Source organism: Pseudomonas rubra, from assembly GCF_028656935.1.
Taxonomy (GTDB): domain Bacteria; phylum Pseudomonadota; class Gammaproteobacteria; order Pseudomonadales; family Pseudomonadaceae; genus Aquipseudomonas; species Aquipseudomonas rubra.
This window is the reverse complement of sequence record NZ_JAMDGZ010000030.1, coordinates 1-18,570: the sequence shown is the minus strand read 5'-3', so window position 1 is coordinate 18,570 and position 18,570 is coordinate 1. Positions and strand designations below refer to the sequence as shown.

Here is an 18,570-nt window from a genome sequence, read left to right as displayed (position 1 = left end):
CGCCTGGGCCAGTGGAGACTGACCATGCACACCGCCAAGACTGTCATCGTAACCGGCGCTTCGAGCGGCCTGGGTTTTGCCATCGCCAAGGCCTACCTTGAGCGTGGCGACAATGTCGTCGGCAACGCCCGCACCCTCGCCCGCTTGCAAGAGGCCGCCGCCAAGCTCGGCAACCCGGCCAACCTGCTGTTGGTCGAAGGCGACATCGCCCAGCCGCAAACGGCGCGCAAGCTGTTCGAGCAGGCCATCGAAGCCTTCGGCAAGGTCGACATTCTGATCAACAACGCCGGGATTTTCATCGCCAAGCCGGTGGGCGACTACACCGAGAGCGAAGTCGACGCCATCGTCGACACCAACCTCAAGGGTTTCTTCTACCCAGCCCAGGCCGCAGCCCGGCACATGGCCAACAATGGTACCGGGCACATCGTCAACATCACCGCATCGATCGCCCTGCAACCGAACATCAAGGTGCCGGCGCTGCTGCCGGTGCTGATCAAGGGTGGTATCAACCAGGCGGTGCGGGCCCTGGCCCTGGAGCTTTCGCCAGCACAGGTACAGGTCAATGCCGTGGCCCCGGGGATCATCGACACCCCCTTGCATGGCGATGACCCGCAGACCCGCGAGGCCCTCAAGGCCCTGGCGCCTACCGGGCAGCTCGGCTCGCCCAAGGATGTAGTCGATGCCGTGCTATACCTGACGGACTCGACGTTTGTCACCGGCACGGTGATTGCCGTCGACGGTGGTTCGGCGACGGGTACCTGGTAAATCACACAGAGGGAATGCACATGCCGTACGTCCATATTCGCGTGACCGACGAAGGCGTCACCCGCGAGCAAAAGCAGCAGTTGATCGAACAGACCACGCAGATGCTCGAGCGGGTGCTGAACAAACCGCCGTCGTCGACCTTTGTGGTGATCGAGGAAGTGAACACCGATAACTGGGGCGTCGCTGGCCAGACGGTGACGGCGCTGCGCCAACGGGAGAAAAAGGGCTAGGCCGTTTCGCGGAGCAAGCCTGCTCTCACAGTCGGTAAGGGACGGATGACAGGTCAGCACGGTAGAATTGCGCCATTGCCGTTTTTGCCTGGAGTCACCCTTACCGATGCCCGCCCTCCACCACTTCCTTACCCCGCCAGCGGAGCCGATCAAGAGCCAGATCCTGCAGATGGTCGTCGACAACCTGACCGACATCAGCAGCGTCGCCCTGCCGCCGAGCAACCCGCTGTACAGCCTGTACCAGTACGGTATCGGCTTCGAGGTGCACCTGTACCTGCAGGCCATGGACGGATCGCGTGGCATGCCGGTCGAGCTGGTCGTGGCGATGGACCTCGATGATCCCGAGCAGGTCACAGGCTTTCTGCTGTACCTGCCGCTGCAGGATGATCCTGAGGCGTGCTCGGTTGCCTATCTGGCCGTGCAGGCCGGCCAGCGTCGCCAGGGTATCGCCCGCGCCATGCTGGCGCAGGTGACTGCACGCTATCCCCATGCCGCGCTTGGCTGCGTCGCCAGCAAGGTGCCGGTGTTCGAGGCGCTGGGCTTTCAGGTGACCGGCGCGCGCGGCCCGCAGGTGCTGATGAGCACCCGCTCCGAGCCCAGCGCCGGGATTGCGGCAGTACTGGATGTGGCGCCGATCTACCGCACCCTGGAAGTGCAGCAGATTCACAGCTACCTGCTCAAGCAACACGGCAAGCGGGCCATGGTCGATGCCGAAAAACAGCGCGACCGTCATCTCGATCAACTCAGCCGCAAGGCTCATGCCCTTGCTGTTGAGCGCCTGGGCGAAGGCCCTTGGCTGGAAGGCAATCGCGGCGTTCGGCTGGTCTAGCGGGCCTTCGCACCCTGGCTCATCAGCACCTGCAGCACGTATTGAGTGCCCTGCTCCACCTCGCCCTGACGGCAAGCGATCCCCAGGTGCCGCCACAGGCCAGGCCGCAGCGGGCGCATGCTGATGCGCCCGTCGCGCTCCGGTGCCGCCGATTCGTGGGGCAGCAAGGTGGCGCCATAGCCGGCCGCCACCAGGCTTTTCACCGCATCGTTGTAATTGAGCTGGATCCGCGCCGGCGGTTGCAGGCCGGCGCTGGCAAACCATTCGCTGGTGACCCGCGACAGCTGGGTGCTGCTGTCGTTGAGGATCAACGCGCGGCTAGCCAGCCAGGCCGGGCTGATCCGCGCCGGAGGTGACCAGCTGGCGGGGATGAAGGCCATGATCGGGTCGCGCCGCCACGGGCGAATCTCCAGGCCCTTGATCGCCGCTTGCGGCAGTGCCACCAGGCCGATATCGAGGCTGCCGTCCTGCAGGCGCGCCAGGGATTCGCTGGACGTCAGCACCTGCACCTGCACATCGATGCCCGGATGCTGCACCCCAAGGATGTCCAATGCCTGGGGCAACAAGTGGGCGATGGCACCGGTCGATGCCCCTAGGCGCACCCGCCCGGCCAGGCCCTGGACCTGACGCCGCACATCATCCAGCGCCTGTTCGGCATCGGCCAGCAGGCGTCGGGCGCGTTCGATCAGGGTTTCGCCAATGGCCGTGGGGCGGATCTGCCCGCGCTTACGCGACAGCAACGGTGCTCCGATACGCGCTTCGAGGTCGGCAATGTGCAGGCTGACCGTAGGCGGGGCCAGGTTGAGCACCCGCGCCGCGTGGGCAAAAGAGCCCAAGTCGGCGATCACCACCAGGGTACGCAGGCGGTCGAGGCTGATTTCACGCATGGACTTTACGTTCAGAAAAAATGAATATCATCATCATGATATTCAAATTTTATTTCGTCCAGCCACGCGTGAAGATGACTGCTCATTTGTAGCGATTGCACGAGAGCCCCCATGCACCAGCCCCTAGTCTTTATCGATGGCGACCAAGGCACCACCGGCCTGCAGATCCACGCCCGCCTGAACGGGCGCAGCGACGTGCGCCTGTTGACCCTGCCAGCAGCCGAGCGCAAGAACCCGCAGCTGCGCGCCGAAGCGATCAACAGCGCCGACGTGGCGATCCTGTGCCTGCCGGACGACGCCGCCCGTGAAGCAGTAGCGGCCATCGTCAATCCGCAGGTGCGGGTGATCGACGCCAGCTCCGCGTACCGCACCACGCCAGGCTGGGTGTACGGCTTGCCGGAGCTTGATGACGGGCAAGCCGAGCGCATTGCCCAGGCCAAGCGGGTCAGCAACCCGGGGTGCTACCCGACCGGTGCCATCGCCTTGCTGCGGCCTTTGGTCCACGCGGGGTTGGTGCCGGCGGACTATCCGCTGACCGTGAACGCGGTGTCGGGTTATTCGGGTGGTGGCCGCGCGGCAGTCGAGCGCCATGAAGGGCCCGATGCAGACAACGCCCAGGGCGTGCTGGTGTATGGCTTGCACCTGGATCACAAGCATGTGCCGGAGATCCAGCAGCATGCCGGCTTGTCGCAACGGCCGGTGTTCGTGCCCAGCTACGGCAGCTACCGCCAAGGCATTGTGCTGACCATTGCCCTGCAGACCCGGCTGCTGCCGGCAGGCGTGACTGCCGCGAGCCTGCAGGCATGCCTGGCCGAGCATTACCACGGCGCGCGCTATGTGCAGGTGGCGCCGCTGCAGCTGGGGGCATCAACTGTGCAACTGGACCCGCAAGCGCTCAACGACAGCAACGACCTGCACCTGGCGGTGTTTGCCAATGAGCAGCATGGCCAGGTGCTGCTGAGCGCCGTGTTCGACAACCTCGGCAAGGGCGCTTCGGGCGCGGCGGTGCAGAACCTTGAGCTGATGCTGGCGGCGATGGGCTGATAGTGCACTGGGGCTGCTACGCAACCCATCGCTGGCAAGGCCAGCTCCCACAATGGACCTCAGTGCTCACTCTGTGGGAGCCGGCCTTGCCGGCGATGGGGCGCAAAGCGGCCCCTCATCGCAAGCGCAACACCCGCAACGGCACCCAGCCCGACGCACTCCCGTGGCTACACCACACCCACCCGTTCAACTGACGGCCACCCACCAGGCAATCGCCCGGATCCACCTCAAGCTCCCGGGCGCAGTAGTCTTCCAGGGCGATACCCTGGTCATCGCCCAGCCGCTCGATTACCTGCCCCGGCACCCAGCCATCCTGTTGCCCGGGTGTGCTGCACAGGTACCAGTCCTCCCAACCCTCGTCACCTTGGTAACGCTCGCCAATACCAAGAGGCGCCCCCTTGGCAAAGCTAATCGGCTCGGGGTATTCACTTCGGTGTGCTTGGATTACCAGAAACTTCACGGGCTTCACCTCCATTTGAAAATCCGCGGCACTGCCGCCATCCTGAGCGCTCTGCCGCTTAGGCGATGGGCTCAGCCGGGAAGAATATCGTCATGTGCGCCAAACCAGTAGTCACCGCCAACGCCGCCGGTTGTGTCCGGGTGCGCGGGGCCCGCGAACACAACCTGAAGAACGTCGATGTCGATATTCCCCGCGATGCGCTGGTGGTGTTCACCGGCGTGTCGGGCTCGGGCAAGTCGTCGCTGGCCTTCTCGACCCTGTATGCCGAAGCCCAGCGCCGCTATTTCGAATCGGTGGCACCCTATGCGCGGCGCCTGATCGATCAGGTCGGAGTGCCAGCGGTGGATTCGATCGAAGGCCTGCCACCGGCAGTGGCCCTGCAGCAGCAACGCGGCACACCCAGCGCGCGCTCGTCGGTCGGCAGCGTGACCACGCTGTCGAGCCTGATCCGCATGCTCTATTCGCGTGCCGGCAGTTACCCGGCCGAGCAGCCGATGCTGTTCGCCGAAGACTTCTCGGCCAATACCCCGCAGGGCGCCTGCCCCGAGTGTCATGGCCTGGGCCGGGTCTTTGATGTCAGCGAGGCGTCGATGGTACCCGACCCGTCGCTGACTATCCGCGAACGGGCGGTGGCTGCCTGGCCCATGGCCTGGCAGGGGCAGAATCTGCGCGACATCCTCGTGACCCTGGGCTATAACGTCGACATCCCCTGGCGCGAGTTGCCCCAGAAGCAGCGCGACTGGATCCTGTTCACCGAACAAACCCCCACCGTACCGGTGTACGCAGGGATGACGCCTGCGCAAACCCGCCAGGCGCTCGAGCGCAAGCTCGAACCCAGTTACCAGGGCACCTTCAGCGGTGCCCGGCGCTACGTACTGCATACCTTCACCCACTCGCAAAGCGCGTTGATGCGCAAGCGCGTCTCGGCGTTCATGCGCGCCAGCCCCTGTCCGGCTTGCGCTGGCAAGCGCCTGAAGGCCGAGGCGCTGACGGTGACCTTCGCCGGCAAGGACATCGCCGAGCTGTCGCGCCTGCCCTTGCTGGACCTGGCTGAACTGCTCAAGCGCGTGGCCAATGCCGACTACCTCAAGCAGCCTGATGAAGCCAGTGCCGTGCTCAGCCACGCGCAAACCCGCCAGGCCCGCGAGCAGCGTGCAGCCCGTGGCGACAACCCCCATGCGGGCGGTGCGGACGTGCGTCACACACCCAACCTGTCGGTGGAAAAGCGCCTGGCCGCGCAACGCATCGCAGCCGAGCTGCTGGAGCGCATCACCACCCTGATCGACCTGGGCCTGGGCTACCTGGACCTGGAGCGCAGCACCCCGACGCTGTCTTCGGGCGAGCTGCAACGCCTGCGCCTGGCCACCCAGCTCAACTCGCAGTTGTTCGGAGTCATCTATGTGCTCGACGAACCTTCGGCCGGACTGCATCCGGCCGACAGCGAGGCGCTGTTCGACGCCCTGCAACGGCTCAAGCAGGCGGGCAACTCGGTGTATGTGGTCGAGCATGACCTGGACACCATGCGCCGTGCCGACTGGCTGGTGGACGTCGGCCCGGATGCTGGCGAGCACGGCGGCCAGGTGCTGTACAGTGGCCCGCCGGCGGGGCTGGCGAAAGTCGAGGCCTCGCGTACTCGCACCTACCTGTTCAACCCAAAGCCACCTGCGGTTCGCGAACCGCGCACGCCCCAGGCATGGCTACAACTTGAAGGCATCACCCGCAACAACCTTGACCAGCTCGCCATGGCCTTCCCGCTCGGCTGCTTCAGCGCCGTCACCGGGGTATCCGGTTCGGGTAAATCGAGCCTGGTCAGCCAGGCGCTGCTTGACCTGCTTGGCGAACACCTGGGCCGGGCCCGCAACCAGGACGACGCGCAAGAGCAGAACCTGGAGGACCAACCCGAGCCAGCCAGCGGCGGCTGGATCAGCGCCGGCCTTGAGCATATCCAGCGCCTGGTACCGGTGGACCAGAAGCCCATCGGCCGCACCCCGCGCTCGAACCTTGCCACCTACACCGGCCTGTTCGACCACGTGCGCAAGCTGTTCGCGGCAACGCCCCAGGCCCAGGCGCAAGGCTTCGATGCCGGGCAGTTCTCGTTCAACGTCGCCAAGGGCCGCTGCCAGACCTGCGAGGGCGAAGGTTTTGTCAGTGTCGAGTTGCTGTTCATGCCCAGCGTCTATGCGCCCTGCCCGACCTGCCACGGCGATCGCTACCACCCCGATACGCTGGCCATCACCTGGCAGGGTTTGAACATCGCCCAGGTACTGCAATTGACGGTCGACCAGGCCAGCCAGCGTTTTGCCGAACAGCCCGCCGTGCACCGCGCCCTGCGGGTACTGCAGGATATCGGCCTGGGCTATCTGCGCCTGGGCCAACCGGCCACCGAGCTCTCCGGCGGCGAAGCGCAGCGCATCAAGCTGGCCACCGAGTTGCAACGCCTGGCCCGTGGCGCCAGCCTGTATGTGCTGGACGAGCCGACCACTGGCTTGCACCCCCAGGACATCGACCGCTTGCTGCTGCAACTGCAGCGCCTGGTCGAGGCCGGGCACACGGTGATCGTGGTCGAGCACGACATGCGCGTGGTGGCCCAGAGCGACTGGGTGATCGATATCGGCCCCGGGGCCGGCAACGCCGGCGGCAAGCTGGTGGTGTGCGGGCCGCCGGCGCAGGTCGCGGCCTGTGCCAACAGCCGCACGGCGGGATTCCTGGCCAGGGCGCTGGCTTGCGACCAGCAATTTACGTAGCATCCTGCGCTTTTTCCCCGGCAGCACCCTGCTGCCGGACCGCTCTTCAGGTCGCTCATGAGAACACCCCCGCTACGCGCCGATGTCCTGGCCGGACTCACCACCGCCTTCGCCCTGGTGCCCGAGTGCATCGCCTTCGCCCTGGTGGCCCACCTCAACCCGCTGATGGGCCTGTACGGCGCCTTCATCATCTGCACCCTGACCGCCTTGTTCGGCGGCCGCCCTGGGATGATTTCCGGCGCGGCCGGCTCCATGGCGGTGGTCATCGTCGCCCTGGTGGTCAGCCACGGCGTGCAGTACCTGCTGGCCACGGTGTTGCTCGGCGGGCTGATCATGATCGCCTTCGGCCTGCTGCGCCTGGGCAAGCTGGTGCGCATGGTGCCTTATTCGGTGATGCTCGGTTTCGTCAACGGCCTGGCGATCATCATCGCCCTGGCCCAGTTTGAGCACTTCAAGGCCGACGGTGCCTGGCTCAGCGGCGCACCGCTGGGCCTGATGCTGGGGCTGGTGGCGCTGACCATGGCCATCGTCTATCTGCTGCCACGCCTGACCCGCAGCGTGCCGCCGGCCTTGGTCGCGATCCTCGGTGTCGGCGCAGGCGTCTACCTGCTCGACCTGCCGACTCGTACCCTGGGCGACCTTGCCCACATCGCCGGAGGCCTGCCGGCCTTGAGCTGGCCGCAAGTACCGTGGAACCTTGAAACCCTCAAGGTCATTGCCCCCTACGCGCTGCTGATGGCCCTGGTCGGCCTGCTGGAAACCCTGCTGACTCTCAACCTCACCGACGAGATCACCGAAACCCGCGGCCACCCCAATCGCGAATGCGTGGCGCTGGGCGTGGCCAACATGACCAGCGGGCTGTTCGGCGGCATGGGCGGTTGCGCGATGATCGGCCAGACCGCGATCAACCTGAGCTCCGGCGGCCGTGGCCGGCTGTCCGGGGTGGTTGCCGGGGTGATGATCCTGATGTTTGTGTTGTTCTTGTCACCGCTGATCGAGCGCATTCCGCTGGCGGCGTTGGTCGGGGTGATGTTCGTGGTGGCCCAGCAGACCTTCTCGTGGGCTTCGTTGCGGGTGCTGCACAAGGTGCCGGTCAACGATGTACTGGCGATCATCGCCGTGACCCTGGTGACGGTGTTCACCGACCTTGCCACCGCCGTGCTGTGCGGCATCGTCATCGCCGCGCTCAACTTTGCCTGGCAACAGGCCCGCGAGCTGTATGCCGACAGCCACACCGAGAGCGACGGCAGCAAACTCTACCAGGTCCATGGCACCTTGTTCTTCGCCTCGACCACGCCGTTCCTCAACCAGTTCGACCCGGCCAATGACCCGGACAAAGTGACCCTCGACTGCCGGCACCTGAACGTGGTCGACTACTCGGCGATTGCCGCGCTCAAGACCCTGCGCGAACGCTACAGCAACAACGGCAAGCACCTGCACGTGGTGCACCTGTCCGCGCGCTGCAAGCAGTTGCTCAAGCGCGCCGGACAGGCGCACTGACCCGGTTTATGGCGCGCCGACCATCGCCGTCCAGTAGATCCCCGCATCACTCTTGGGATCGACCGCGTAGGCGGCGCCCAGCTCGCTGAACTGCGGATTCATCAGGTTGGCGCAGTGACCGGGGCTGGCCAGCCAGCCATCGACCACCTTGCGCGGGGTGTCCTGCCCGGCCGCGATGTTCTCGCCGACCTTCTGGCCAGCATAGCCGGCAAGCTCGGCGCGATCCCCCGGGGTGCGGCCGTCGCGGTCCTTGTGGTCGAAGAAATTGTTGTTGGCCATGGCCCGCGTATGGCTTTCGGCGGCGCCGGCCAGGGTAGCGTTCCAGGCCAGCGGCGTGGTGGCATTGAAGGGCTGGCCGCCACATTGGCGCGCCTGGCTGCGCGCCGTGTTGATCATCTCCAGGACCTTCTGCCCTTCAGCCTGCCAGTCACCCAGGCGTCCGGCCAGCAACGGACGCGCCAGGACAATGCGCCAGTCACGGCCCTCGCGGCTGACCCCGACATCGACGAACTGCGGATCGAGCACTACCTGGCAGAAACTCTCCTGCACCGCTTTCATGGCCGACTGTGCATCCCGTGGCCCGGACAGGCTGATGGCCTGAACGTTGACCATCGGGTAGCTTTTCTGCGCCAGGGCCTCACGCAAGTCACCCACGCTGTTGGCCGGCAATACCAGGCGCGGATCGCTGGCCAGCGGCGGCAGCTCCATCGAGGCCTGCCCGCCGCAGCGCTGGGCCTGGCTACGGTAGGCATTGATCGACTCGACCAGCTGCGACTCGTCACTGGCCTGGGCCGTCAGGGTAAACGCCAGCCCCAGCGAGATCGCCGCCAGGTGCATAACGGATGAGATGGCACGCATGTAAATCTCCCTTTAACCGACTGCGTAGATGATGCCCGAAGTCGCCCGTCGTCCGACAGCTGGAATGTTTTGAGCACTGCGCGGTCGACCCTGTAACGGGAAGTTGTACTTCCTCGCCACGCAAGGGTTCGAGCATGCGCCTGCTGACGATTGTAACCTGCCTGGTACTGGTGCTCTCAGGCGCCCAGTCGATGGCGGCAGACCCCAAGGCCCAGGTGGCCGAAGACAAAGCCCAGGTACTGGAGCAAAAGGCCGCCAGCAACCCCGACGCCCCACCCGCGCCCAAGTCCCAAGCCATTACCAAGAGCGAAGTCCAGGCCGTCGACCCGGCCGGTGCAGCGGCGCTGGATGATGCCATCACCTGCCTTGCGCGCAGTATCTATTGGGAATCCAAGGGTGGCCAATCGGCAGACATGGAGGCGGTGGCCAATGTGGTGATGAACCGCGTCGGCCACGAGGGTTTTCCCGACTCGGTGTGCGGCGTGGTCAAGCAGGGCTCGGAGACCGGTGCCTGCCAGTTCTCCTGGTGGTGTGATGGACGCTCGGACACTGTTCAGGAAGAGGTGCGCTACACCCTGGCCAAGGAAATCGCCCGCAAGGCGCTGAACAAACAGCTGCCCGACCGCACCGGTGGCGCACTGTACTTCCACGACCGGCACGTGCGCCCGGACTGGTCGAAGACCTTTGCCCGGACAGCCGAGACCCATGAGTTTCTATTCTACAAGCCGCGCAATGGCGAGTCGCACTAGCGCCCACTCACCCGTGTCGCGATGCAGTTTAACTGCGTAGCACCATCGCCCTGATGCTCTCGAACAACTCCCGCTGCGCCTGCTGCGCGGTGATCTCACCGTTCGCTGCCGCAAGAGACAACGCCTGCGCCGCGCCGATCATCGCCCGCAAGCCCGCCACGCCAATCTCACCGCTGCCGCTGAACGGCGCCAGCAGCGCCCGGCATTTGCCCATGAACACCGCCTCGTACGCCTGCTTGATCTGCTCAAGCTCCGGCGAGCCGGCCAGCGCGGCAATGACCCCGGGGATTTCCCGGCCCTGGGTCAACACACAGTCGACGTAGGCACTGGCAATCACCGCAGCGGTACTTTCAAGGGTCGGCTCGCAGGCGGCCAGGGCGGCATCCATCACCGCTGTCTGGCGCTCATCAAAGGATTGATAGAGCGCCGCCAGCAGCCCCGCCCGGGTGCCAAAATGGTCATACACCACCGGCTTGGTGACCCCGGCCAGCTCGGCCAGGCGCCCAAGGCTCAGGGCTTCGCTGCCCTCTTCGCGGACCAGGCGCCAGGCTGCGTCCAGCAGCTGCCGCTGACGGTCTTGCCGAGACAGGCGCCGACGCGGTTGCGCATCGCTTGACATGCTTACCTACCAAAAGTAACTTACCAAAGGTAACTTATAGCCAGCATACAAGTTATGCCCCCTTCCCCGCAATTCGCAGGAGTCCTTGCCATGCATGCACTTGTGGTTGTCGCTCATCATGATCCAAGTTCACTGACCCATAGCCTGGCAGCCAAGCTGGCTGAAGGCCTGGCGCACAACGGCCACAAAGCCGAGGTCGTCGACCTGTTCGCCGAAGGCTTCAACCCGCTGTTCGGCCCTGCCGACCACGCGGTTCATCATGGCGCCGCAGCGCCTGCCGATGTGCTCGCCGAGCAGGCGCGCATCGACCGCAGCGACGCCCTGATGCTGGTCTATCCGGTGTATTGGTGGTCGATGCCGGCGCTGCTCAAGGGCTGGATCGATCGGGTCTTCGTCAATGGCTGGGCCTTCGACTTCAGCCCCCAGGCGCCGCTGGTCAAAAGGCTTCGGCACCTCAATGTGCACCTGGTCGGGGTCGGCGGCGCCGATGCCGCAACCTACGCCAAACATGGCTATGAGCAGGCCATGAAGACCCAGATCGATCACGGCATCTTCGATTATTGCGGCGCCCGGGTGCTCAGCTCGAGCTTGCTGCTGGAGTCCGAAAGCGCAGACCCCGCCCCCCACCTGCACAGCATGTTCGATCGCGGTCGCACGCTGTTTGCTGAACTGCCAGAGCCCGCCTGAAGCTGCGGCTTACTTGCTCTCACGCCGGTCGTTGATCCACCTCACCACCTGGGTGGAGAACTCCGCCGGCGCCTTGCGCCCCAGACGGCGTGACAGGTCGAGAATGGTCTGTTGGGCCAGGGCCTCTTCCATGCGCTTTTGCGCGGTGAGCATCACCGCGTGAATGGCGCAGGTACCGTCGATGGCCCAGGCCGGCGCTGCACCCTCGAACAGCGCGCAGCGGTCGCGCACATCGCGGCAATCGAAAATCGCCTTGTGCCCGTCAATGGCCGTGACGATATCCAGCACGGTGATTTCGTCCGCAGGCCGGGCCAGCCGGAAGCCACCGCGCACACCTTCAGTAGCCACCACCAGCTTGGCCTTGGCCAGTTTGGTAAAGACCTTGGCCAGGTACTCGTGCGGCACCCCCTGCAACTCGGCCAGGTCACGCACGCTGGCTTCGCGGCTTTCGCCCAGGTCGTCGACCAGAAACAGCAGGCAGTGCAAGCCGTATTCGACGCCGGCGCTATACAGGGACATAACTATCTCCGACTCAATTTGTCGCCAATTCTAGCAGTTTACTCCGACAGCCAGCAAACCTGCGCCTTCTCATGCTTGCTCTAAAAAATACTTGCATGAATTAACTACGACCAATAGAGTCGCAGTTATCCGGTGCGACCGGAACCCACCCGTCTTCTTTCTCGGAGCAGAACATGCAACAGCACATTTTGATCATTGGTGCCGGCTTCGGCGGTATGTGGAGCGCCCTGAGTGCCACGCGCCTGCTCAACCTGCATGGGCGCAACGACGTCAGCGTCAGCGTGCTCGCACCCCAGGCCGAACTGCGCATTCGCCCGCGCTTCTACGAAACCGACGTAGAGCAAATGAAGGCACCGCTGGCCGAACTGTTTGCCGCCGTGGGCGTGAACTTCATCCAGGGCGCGGCGCACGAAATCGACGTGGCGGGCAAACGTGTCGGCTACCGCGATGGCCAGGGCCAGCAGCGGGTGGTGGACTACGATCGCCTGGTCATGGCCAGCGGCAGTGGCGTGGTCCGGCCAAACCTGGCCGGGCTGGATGAACATGCGTTCGACGTCGACCAGATCGAATCGGCCAGCCGCCTGGAGCAGCACATCAAGGCACTGGCGCACCTGCCCGCTTCAGCAGCGCGCAACACCGTGGTGGTGGCCGGTGGCGGCTTTACTGGCATCGAGACGGCGAGCGAAATGCCCGCGCGCCTGCGTGCGGCCCTGGGCCTGGACGCTGAGGTGAAGGTGATCATCATTGATCGCGGCAGCAAGATCGGCGCCTCCCTGGGCGAAGGCATCAGCCCGGCAATCATCGAAGCCAGCGCTGCGCTAGGGGTCGAGTGGCGGGTCAATGCCTCGGTGGCCTCGGTGGATGCCGATGGCGTAACCCTCGCCGATGGTCAGCGCATCGAAGCGAAAACCGTGGTCTGGACCGTCGGCGTGCGGGCCAGTGCGCTCACCGAGCAGGTGCCCGGCCAACGCGACGCCCATGGCCGCCTGCACGTCGACGGCAACCTTAAAGTCATCGGCCAGAACCATGTGTTCGCCACCGGGGACGTGGCCTACGCCGCCACCGACAACCTCGGCAACTACGCCCTGATGACCTGCCAGCACGCCATTGCCCTGGGCCGGCACTCGGGCAACAACGTCGCCGCCGACCTGCTGGGCGTTGCGCCGGTGCCCTATCGTCAGCACAAGTACGTCACCTGCCTGGACCTGGGCGCCTGGGGCGCGGTGTACACCGAGGGCTGGGAGCGTGAGGTCAAACTGATCAAGGATGAAGCCAAGACCCTCAAGCAGCAGATCAACTCGGTATGGATCTACCCGCCCGCGGCTGATCGCGCCATTGCCCTGGCCGCTGCCGACCCGCTGATTCCAGTCGTGGCCTGAACACCTCAGGCGTGTGACAGCAACGGGAACATCAGCCTGGCGCGCTCGATGCGCTGACCGTCCTGGCCGAGCACGAACAGGCTGTCATCCGACACGAGCGGCTGCGCCTGGAAGCCGGTTGCATCCAGCGGAGTAAACCCCAGCACCACCCCGGTGGTCTGGGGTGTACTCAGTTCTGCAATCAGTGCTTGCAGATCGAGCGCTTGCCGGGCGAACACCTCGTAGAGCGTTATCACGCCATCGACGGTTTCCATCACCACATAGGCCTGCAGCACTGGCGAATAGTGGACGCAGTCTTTGAAAAACGAGGTGCAATAGAACATCGTCTGCGCAGGATTACTGCGCATCGCCAAGCGTGCGGCGGGTATGGCACTGTCGATTGCACTGATGAAGCGCAGCCGTTCAAGCGGATCGTCCATGTTCACCGTGTTAAAGCTGCAAGGCCGCACTGACGCCACTCTCGCTGCGCTGTACTCATGCTCGATCACGCGGCGAAAACCGAACTTGGGGTAGTAGTCCAGCACCGTGTCATTGGCAAACAGGTAGATCAGCTCGCACTGCCCCTGCCACCGGTCCAGTACCCGCTGCAGCAGCACGCGGCTCAGTCCTTTGCCGCGATACTGCGGCGCGACCATCACAGTACCGATCTGGATGCAGCGCAGGGGCTTGCCCTGCACCTCGAAGTGCATCAGGTTGACCGCGATATTGGCCACGACCTGCCCATCATGGACCAGCGCACAGGGCTGATAGCCCTCCCCCCAGTAGCCGTCCTGGTACCACTGCTCGAAATCGAACTCGAAGGTTTGCCGGGTCAAGGCATTGAAACTGGCACGCAGCCGAGGATCGTCCTTGAAGCCTTCCAACAGTGTGAATGTCTGGCCCGCGAGCAACAGCTCCATGGTTGTTTTCCCTTTATGTGCCTGAGCGCAACCCTATTCCCGCGCCCTTGGCCAGTCTGTAGGAAAATTGTAAAGGGCGGTCGCAGCGAGTGATTGCACCTTGCCTTACCGCACAGGTAATATTGAGAACGATTCACACTCACACCTTCGGGAACGCCAACCGGTGCCAACCTCCTCCACCCACAAGCTGGGCTTCTTTTTCAGCGACCATCACCGTTGGCTCCTGCAGCATATCCACAAGCGCCTGCGCAACCGCGCCGACGCCGAAGACACCGCCGCCGAGACCTTCTGCCAGATGCTAGCCGCCCAGGTCGACCCGGCGAGCATCCAGCAACCGCGCGCCTACCTGTCGACCATCGCCCGCCGGCTGATTTTTGACCGTCACCGCCGTCGGCAACTGGAACTGGCCTACCTGGAACGCTTGTCGGCCCTGCCCGAGCCCCTGGCGCCCTCCCCTGAAGAACAACTGCTGCTGATCGAAGCGCTGGTGAGCATCGACCAGGTGCTCGACGGCCTGCCGCTGATCGTCAAGGCCACCTTCCTCTACAGCCAGCTCGACGGCATGAGTTACGTCGATATCGCCCGCAAACTCGAGCTCTCCGAGCGCACCGTCAGCCGCTACATGAAACAGGCCCTGAGCCAGTGCTACCTCAGTGAGCTGACGCCATGAACCGACAGCGCCTGGACCCGAGCGCAGAAGCCGCCATCGACTGGATGGTGCGCTTGAGTTCGGGCAACTGCGACGCCCAGGCGCACAGCGACTTCAGCCAGTGGCTGGGCAGTGACCCGGCCCACGCCCAGGCTTGGGCACGCTTGCAAGAACGCCTGGGCGGCGCCTGCCAGACCGTGCGCAACTTCGAGCGCCGCGCCCCCGGCCAGGCCGGTGAGGCGCGCCAACTGTTGCTGCAGGGCAACGGCTCGCGGCGCGAGTTGTTACGTGCCTTCGTCGGTATTGGCGTGCTTGGCGGTGGCTTGTGGCTGGGCGCGCGCAGTGAGATGGGCGAAGCACTGCTGGCCGACTTGCGCACGGCCAAGGGCGAACGCCGGGACTTCACCCTGGCCGATGGCAGCCGCCTGAGCCTGAATGCCGGCAGCGCCGTCGACCTGCATTTCGATGCGCAGCAGCGGTTGCTGATCCTGCGCCGTGGCGAGCTGATCATCCAGGTCGCCGCCGACCCGCAGCGGCCGTTGCGGGTACGCAGCGCCCAGGGCGAAATGCGCGCCCTGGGCACGCGCTTTCTGGTCAGCCAGGAGGCCGAGGCCACGCGTCTGGTGGTGCTCGAACATTCGGTACGCGCGCGCTTGTTCAACGGCTTTGAGCTGGATGTACAAGAAGGCCAGGCCGCGCTGCTGGGGGGCGAACGTATCCAGGCCCTGGGCAATGGCGAGCGCCATCGCGCCGACTGGCTCAGCGGGCGTCTGAATGTGCTGGATGATTCCCTTGAAGCGGTGATCGAAGCGCTGCGCCCCTACTACCGCGGGATTGTTCGGGTCGAGCCCGAGGTGCGCGGGCTGCGTGTGCAAGGGGTGTTCCCGCTGGACGAGCCGCAACGGGCCTTCGCGGCGCTGGCCGAAACCCTGCCGGTCAAGGTCGATCAGTACAGCCCGTGGCTGACGCTGATTCGGACGAAAACCCCGCAACAAAAATAATTTATGCAAATCACTCGTATTTGTGTCCGGTTTTCATTTCTCATCGCACCTATCTCCTGACACGCCAACATAATCAGGAGAATTCCGTGCTCAACCCTTGGTCCCACGCCCTTCCTGTCGCCGTGGCCCTGGCCACGCTGGCCAGCACCGTTCAGGCCCAGGAGCAGTCCCTGAGCTTCAACCTGCCAGCCGCCTCCCTGGCCAGCACCCTCAACGCCATCGCCAGCCAGAGCGGCCGCATCGTTTCCCTGGACCCTGCACTGGTACAGGGCAAGCAGGCACCGGCCGTGGTTGGCAGGATGAGCGCCGTGCAGGCCATGCAACAGGCCCTGGCCGGCAGCGGCCTGCAATTGCTGGTCACCGAACAGGGCAACTTCAGCGTGCTGCCGCGCATCGACGCCGGCAACGCCCTGGAGCTGGGCGCCACCAGCATCAGCGGTAGCGGTGTCGACCCCGCCACCACCGAGGGCAGCCGCTCCTATGCGGCGCGGGCGACCACCATTGCCAAGGGCAGCCATACGCTCAAGGAAATCCCCCAGTCAGTAACGGTCATGACCCGCCAGCAGATGGACGACCAGAACATCGTCAGCCTGAAAGACGCCGTCAACCAGACCACCGGCCTGGTCGGCCTGCAGGGCGTGGGCCCGGGTCTGATCATTTCTTCGCGCGGCTTTCAGATTGACGACTGGCAGTACGACGGTGTGGCGATCCAGCGCAACACCTACTCGCTGGGCAACTGGGCGACCCAGGACCTGATCTTCTTCGACCGCATGGAAGTGCTGCGCGGCGCTTCAGGCCTGTTGCAAGGTACCGGCAGCCCGGGCGGCTCCGTCAACCTGGTGCGCAAGCGCGGCCAGGCCACGCCTACCGTGACCGTCACCGGCAAGGCCGGCAGTTGGGACCACTACGGCCTGCAACTGGATGCCGGCGGCCCGTTGAACGACGCCGGCACCGTGCGCGGACGCTTCGTTGCCGATGAGGACCAGAGCGACTCGTTCATCGACTATGCCTGGAGCAAGACCCACTCACTGTACGGCGCACTGGACTTCGACCTGAACGAGGCCACTACCCTGGGCCTGGCGGTCAGCCAGTCCAACGGCGAGTCGCGGCCGATGCTGCGCGGGCTGCCGCGTTATGTCGATGGCAGCGGGCTGGATGTGTCGCGTTCGACCTTTACCGGTTCGCGCTGGAACCACTCGGAGATCGACGTTACCACCCTGTACGCCGACCTTGAGCACCGCTTCAACGATGACTGGAAATTCCACGTTGGCGCCGTTCGCATGAGCGAGACCAACAAGTCGACCCACCAGCGCGTGCAAACCGTTGACGACGCCATCAACTACGACGGCAGCGGTGTCAGCTATGCCGACTGGGTGACCGATTTCGACTCCACCAAGGTCGGTGTCGACATGAACGTGGTCGGCAAATTCGACGCCTTCAACCTTGAGCAGGAAGTCACCCTGGGTGGCAACTACGCCAAGCTGACCACCGATGACCGTTACGCGCGCACCTTCAACGACAGCACCGACAACATCTTCGGTATCGACCATAACCGCCCGGATATCAGCTACGACAGCCTGCTCGACAAGCCTAACGGCCGTGGTTACAGCGGCGGCTACGACGTTAGCCAAAAAGGCTTGTATGGCGTCTGGCGGGTCAAGCTGGCCGAACCGTTGACCCTGGTGCTGGGTTCGCGGGTCAGCTGGTTCGACTACAAGTATGACTCCACCATGTACAGCGCCATCACCCGCGCCCCTTCGACCAGCCCGACCAGCACCATGACTGAAAGCGGCGAGGTTACCCCGTACGCCGGTATCATTTACGACCTTTCCCGCGAATGGTCGTTGTACGCCAGTTACGCCGACGTCTTCGTGCCACAGACCGAACGCGCTGTCGGCAACGCGGCGCTCAAGCCGATCATCGGCAGCAACTACGAAGTGGGCATCAAGGGCGAACTGCTTGATGGCCGCGTCAATACCTCGCTGGCGGTGTTCCGCTACGACCAGGAAAACCGCGCGACCGCCGACCTGGCTTCAGGTTTTGCCTGCGATGACTGGTACTGCTCGATGGCCTCGGGCAAGGTGCGCAGCCAGGGTGTCGAGGCCGAAGTCAGCGGCGAAGTGCTCAGCGGCCTGCAGCTGTTTGCCGGCTACACCTACAACACCACCACCTACCTCGACGACCCGGACAACAAGGGCAAGGTGTTCAGCACCTGGACGCCCAAGCACATGCTGCGCATGTGGGGTAACTATCAGTTGCCGGGTGACTGGAGCAAGGTCAGCACTGGCCTGGGCTTCACCGCGCAGACCCATACCCTGGGCTACGAGCACACCTACGATGTGCCCGGCTACGCAGTGTGGGGCGCGCGCCTGGCGTACCAGATGACGCCGGAAGTGGGCCTGGCGCTCAACGCCAACAACCTGTTCGACAAACACTACTACGTCGCAGCCTACAACCAGCTCAACGGCAACAACAACTTTGGCGACCCGCGCAACTTCACCTTTACCGTGAAGTACACGCCGCAGTTCTAGGTTGATCGTATCGGCCCTATCGCGGGGCAAGCCCGCTCCTACAGTGGGAGATTCTATGGTTTTGGGCAAGCCAATTTGCCGCCCTTGGTGACGTATTCGTCCTGATTTTTCATCAGGGCGAATGCCACGCGTGCGAGTTTTCTGGCCAGTATCACCAGTGCTTGAGTCGTCGCCTTACCGTTGTTTAGATGCTGCTTGTGCAGCCCTTTCCAGGCGTCTG

Annotated in this window: 18 protein-coding genes and 1 pseudogene; 12 read left to right on the top strand and 7 right to left on the bottom strand. The window is 64.5% G+C overall.

Annotation, left to right across the window (positions count from 1 at the left end):
• Positions 1–24 precede the first annotated feature (24 nt).
• From M5G17_RS14800 to M5G17_RS14790, 3 genes are all read left to right on the top strand, one after another.
• Positions 25–765, top strand: a complete 741-nt coding sequence (locus tag M5G17_RS14800) for an SDR family NAD(P)-dependent oxidoreductase (protein WP_273893639.1) — start codon at positions 25–27, stop codon at positions 763–765.
• 20 nt (positions 766–785) lie between these two features.
• The gene (locus M5G17_RS14795) at positions 786–995 is read left to right on the top strand and encodes a tautomerase family protein (protein ID WP_273893638.1); all 210 of its coding nucleotides are present in this window, start codon (positions 786–788) and stop codon (positions 993–995) included.
• Between the two features lie 106 nt (positions 996–1,101).
• Positions 1,102–1,824, top strand: a complete 723-nt coding sequence (locus tag M5G17_RS14790) for a GNAT family N-acetyltransferase (RefSeq protein WP_273893637.1) — start codon at positions 1,102–1,104, stop codon at positions 1,822–1,824.
• Here M5G17_RS14790 and M5G17_RS14785 read toward each other — a convergent pair.
• Positions 1,821–2,711, bottom strand: coding sequence for a LysR family transcriptional regulator (locus tag M5G17_RS14785; protein WP_273893636.1), 891 nt, complete (start codon positions 2,709–2,711; stop codon positions 1,821–1,823). The genes M5G17_RS14790 and M5G17_RS14785 overlap by 4 nt on opposite strands.
• A gap of 111 nt (positions 2,712–2,822) precedes the next feature.
• Between M5G17_RS14785 and argC the strand changes: the two genes are divergently transcribed.
• The gene (argC, locus tag M5G17_RS14780; RefSeq protein ID WP_273893635.1) at positions 2,823–3,755 is read left to right on the top strand and encodes an N-acetyl-gamma-glutamyl-phosphate reductase; all 933 of its coding nucleotides are present in this window, start codon (positions 2,823–2,825) and stop codon (positions 3,753–3,755) included.
• 115 nt (positions 3,756–3,870) lie between these two features.
• Here the strand turns inward: argC and M5G17_RS14775 are convergent, their stop codons facing one another.
• A complete protein-coding gene (locus M5G17_RS14775; RefSeq protein ID WP_273893634.1) occupies positions 3,871–4,215 on the bottom strand; it encodes an SH3 domain-containing protein in 345 nt (114 codons plus the stop codon).
• Between the two features lie 92 nt (positions 4,216–4,307).
• Here M5G17_RS14775 and M5G17_RS14770 point away from each other — a divergent pair, with 92 nt between their 5' ends.
• Complete coding sequence (locus tag M5G17_RS14770; RefSeq protein WP_273893633.1) at positions 4,308–6,959, top strand: excinuclease ABC subunit UvrA; 2,652 nt, start codon at positions 4,308–4,310, stop codon at positions 6,957–6,959.
• Positions 6,960–7,016: 57 nt separating this feature from the next.
• Positions 7,017–8,459 carry a SulP family inorganic anion transporter gene (locus M5G17_RS14765; RefSeq protein WP_273893632.1) on the top strand — a complete coding sequence of 481 codons (1,443 nt, stop codon included), beginning with the start codon at positions 7,017–7,019 and terminating at the stop codon, positions 8,457–8,459.
• Positions 8,460–8,465: 6 nt separating this feature from the next.
• On the opposite strand, the gene M5G17_RS14760 is transcribed toward M5G17_RS14765, so the two are convergent.
• Positions 8,466–9,317 (bottom strand): CAP domain-containing protein, encoded by an 852-nt coding sequence (locus M5G17_RS14760; protein ID WP_273893631.1) that lies wholly within the window; start codon positions 9,315–9,317, stop codon positions 8,466–8,468.
• A gap of 134 nt (positions 9,318–9,451) precedes the next feature.
• Here M5G17_RS14760 and M5G17_RS14755 point away from each other — a divergent pair, with 134 nt between their 5' ends.
• A complete protein-coding gene (locus tag M5G17_RS14755; RefSeq protein ID WP_273893630.1) occupies positions 9,452–10,066 on the top strand; it encodes a cell wall hydrolase in 615 nt (204 codons plus the stop codon).
• Between the two features lie 28 nt (positions 10,067–10,094).
• On the opposite strand, the gene M5G17_RS14750 is transcribed toward M5G17_RS14755, so the two are convergent.
• Complete coding sequence (locus M5G17_RS14750) at positions 10,095–10,685, bottom strand: TetR/AcrR family transcriptional regulator (RefSeq protein ID WP_273893629.1); 591 nt, start codon at positions 10,683–10,685, stop codon at positions 10,095–10,097.
• A gap of 90 nt (positions 10,686–10,775) precedes the next feature.
• Here M5G17_RS14750 and M5G17_RS14745 point away from each other — a divergent pair, with 90 nt between their 5' ends.
• Entirely contained in the window at positions 10,776–11,372 is a 597-nt protein-coding gene (locus M5G17_RS14745) for an NAD(P)H-dependent oxidoreductase (RefSeq protein ID WP_273893628.1), read from the top strand.
• 9 nt (positions 11,373–11,381) lie between these two features.
• Here the strand turns inward: M5G17_RS14745 and M5G17_RS14740 are convergent, their stop codons facing one another.
• Positions 11,382–11,891 carry an RrF2 family transcriptional regulator gene (locus M5G17_RS14740; protein WP_273893627.1) on the bottom strand — a complete coding sequence of 170 codons (510 nt, stop codon included), beginning with the start codon at positions 11,889–11,891 and terminating at the stop codon, positions 11,382–11,384.
• A 173-nt stretch (positions 11,892–12,064) separates the two neighbouring features.
• Here M5G17_RS14740 and M5G17_RS14735 point away from each other — a divergent pair, with 173 nt between their 5' ends.
• On the top strand, positions 12,065–13,270 hold the full coding sequence (locus tag M5G17_RS14735; protein ID WP_273893626.1) for an NAD(P)/FAD-dependent oxidoreductase: 1,206 nt from the start codon (positions 12,065–12,067) through the stop codon (positions 13,268–13,270).
• 5 nt (positions 13,271–13,275) lie between these two features.
• Here M5G17_RS14735 and M5G17_RS14730 read toward each other — a convergent pair whose 3' ends face one another.
• On the bottom strand, positions 13,276–14,169 hold the full coding sequence (locus tag M5G17_RS14730; protein WP_273893625.1) for a GNAT family N-acetyltransferase: 894 nt from the start codon (positions 14,167–14,169) through the stop codon (positions 13,276–13,278).
• A gap of 163 nt (positions 14,170–14,332) precedes the next feature.
• On the opposite strand from M5G17_RS14730, the gene M5G17_RS14725 reads away from it, so the two are divergent.
• The 3 genes from M5G17_RS14725 (at position 14,333) to M5G17_RS14715 (ending at position 18,350) form a co-directional block, all read left to right on the top strand.
• Positions 14,333–14,839, top strand: a complete 507-nt coding sequence (locus M5G17_RS14725) for a sigma-70 family RNA polymerase sigma factor (RefSeq protein WP_273893624.1) — start codon at positions 14,333–14,335, stop codon at positions 14,837–14,839.
• Complete coding sequence (locus tag M5G17_RS14720; RefSeq protein ID WP_273893623.1) at positions 14,836–15,819, top strand: FecR domain-containing protein; 984 nt, start codon at positions 14,836–14,838, stop codon at positions 15,817–15,819. Before M5G17_RS14725 ends, M5G17_RS14720 begins: the two co-directional genes overlap by 4 nt.
• Before the next feature lie 86 nt (positions 15,820–15,905).
• Positions 15,906–18,350: a TonB-dependent siderophore receptor gene (locus M5G17_RS14715; RefSeq protein WP_273893622.1), complete on the top strand. Its 2,445-nt coding sequence runs from the start codon at positions 15,906–15,908 to the stop codon at positions 18,348–18,350.
• Between the two features lie 53 nt (positions 18,351–18,403).
• Here M5G17_RS14715 and M5G17_RS14710 read toward each other — a convergent pair.
• Positions 18,404–18,570, bottom strand: a pseudogene (locus tag M5G17_RS14710) (IS110 family transposase); the annotation flags it as partial.